This window comes from Variovorax sp. P2_H12 (genome assembly GCF_056403395.1).
In genome coordinates, this window is the sequence record NZ_JBFUFO010000100.1 from 1 (window position 1) to 1,674 (window position 1,674).

At 71.0% G+C, this 1,674-nt stretch carries 2 protein-coding genes; both read left to right on the top strand.

Going from position 1 to position 1,674, the window contains the following annotated elements; genetic code table 11:
• A partial coding sequence (locus tag AC1DYK_RS35335; protein WP_478170513.1) for an ABC transporter permease occupies positions 1 to 812 on the top strand: 812 nt, incomplete at its 5' end.
• A gap of 8 nt (positions 813 to 820) precedes the next feature.
• A partial coding sequence (locus tag AC1DYK_RS35340) for an ABC transporter ATP-binding protein (protein WP_478170514.1) occupies positions 821 to 1,674 on the top strand: 854 nt, incomplete at its 3' end.

The following is a 1,674-nucleotide window of genomic DNA, read 5'->3' on the forward strand; positions in this document are numbered from 1 at the left end:
TGCAGCACCGCAGCTTCACGATCGGCGCCGTCCTGAGCCTGCTGCTGATCCTGGCCGCGTCCGTCTCGCTGGTCTGGACGCCCTGGTCGCCCTACGAGATGGACATGGCCAACAAGATGCAGGCGCCCTCGGCCAGGCACTGGCTGGGCACCGACGCCTTCGGGCGCGATGTCGCCTCGCTGCTGCTGGTCGGTGCGCGGGCGTCGATCCTGGTCGGCGTGATCGCCGTGGGCATCGGCCTCGTGGCCGGCACCGCGCTGGGCCTGCTCGCGGCGGCGCGCCGCGGCTGGGTCGAGGAGGCCATCATGCGCTTCGCCGACTTCTCGCTCGCCTTCCCGGCCATCCTCTCGGCCATCATGATGACGGCGGTGTTCGGCGCCGGCATCGTCAACGCGATCGTCGCCATCGGCATCTACAACATCCCGACCTTCGCGCGCATCACGCGCGCCTCGGCCAACGCCATCTGGTCGCGCGAGTACATCGCCGCCGCGCGCGCCTGCGGCAAGGGGCCGCTGGCGATCACGCTGCAGCACGTGCTGCCGAACATCTCGGCCGTGCTGATCGTGCAGATCACCATCCGCTTCGCGATCGCGATCCTGGCCGAGGCGGCGCTGTCGTACCTCGGCCTGGGCACCCAGCCGCCGCAGCCCTCGTGGGGCCGCATGCTCAGCGAGGCCCAGACGCTGATGTTCCAGCAGCCGCTGCTGGCCGTCTTCCCCGGCATGGCGATCGCGTTCGCGGTGCTGGGCCTGAACCTGCTCGGCGACGGACTGCGCGACCTCCTGGACCCGCGCCTCGCACGCGCCCGCTGAACCACTACATGCCACTTCTCGAAGTCAACGRTCTCCGCGTGCAGCTGCAGACCCAGCGCGGCCCGGCCGAAGCCGTGCGCGGCATCTCCTTTTCGCTCGAGCGCGGCGAGACGCTGGGCATCGTCGGCGAATCGGGCTGCGGCAAGTCGATCACGGTGCAGTCGCTGATGGGCCTGCTGCCATCGAGCGCCAAGGTGAGCGGCAGCATCCGCTTCGACGGCCAGGAGCTGGTCGGCCTGCCCGAGCGCGAGATGTGCAAGCTGCGCGGCGACCGCATCGGCATGATCTTCCAGGAGCCGATGACGGCGCTGAACCCGCTGCACACCATCGGGCGCCAGGTCGGCGAGCCGCTGCGGCTGCATCGCGGCGTGTCCAAGGCCGAGGCGCGCAAGGAGGCGCTGGCGCTGCTCGAGCGGGTCGGYATCCCGGACGCGGCCTCCCGGCTCGACGCCTATCCGCACCAGTTCTCGGGCGGGCAGCGGCAACGCATCGGTATCGCGATGGCGCTGGCCTGCGGGCCGGACCTGCTGATTGCCGACGAGCCCACCACCGCGCTCGACGTGACCATCCAGAAGCAGGTGCTGGACCTGATCCAGCGCCTGGTCGCGGAGATGGGCATGGCGCTGATCCTGATCTCGCACGACCTCGGCGTGATCGCCGAAAGCGTCTCGAAGATGCTCGTGATGTACGGCGGCAGCGTGGTCGAGAGCGGCCCGACCGCCGCGGTCTTCGCCGAGCGCGCCCACCCCTACACCCGCGGCCTGTTCGCGGCCCGGCCGGCGCTGGGCGCCCCGCGCGGCCTCAAGCTCGCGACCATCCGCGGCAGCGTGCCCGAACTGGTGGACCTGCCGCCGGGATGTCC